1 protein-coding gene is annotated in these 278 nt (G+C 57.9%); it reads left to right on the forward strand.

What is annotated here, in order from left to right; translation table 11 throughout:
• Positions 1-278 (forward strand): cytochrome c oxidase subunit 3 (locus tag AC0IW9_RS30710; protein WP_471652091.1); only part of this gene is annotated, 278 nt, incomplete at both ends.

A 278-nucleotide genomic window follows, 5' to 3' on the forward strand; every position in this document is an offset into this window, starting at 1 on the left:
TGACGATTGTGCTCGGCGTGTGCTTTCTGGCGCTGCAAGTTACCGAATACGTTGAGGCCTATCACGAGCTGGGGCTGACGCTGGGCTCGGGTATTTATGGCGCCACGTTCTTCATGCTCACCGGCTTTCACGGTGCCCACGTCACCATCGGCACGCTGATGCTGACCATCATGCTGCGGCGCATCATGAAAGGGCATCTGGACGAGAAACAGCACTTCGGTTTTGAAGCGGCCAGCTGGTATTGGCACTTCGTCGACGTGGTGTGGGTGGGGCTGTTT

This window comes from Belnapia sp. AC561 (genome assembly GCF_979252845.1).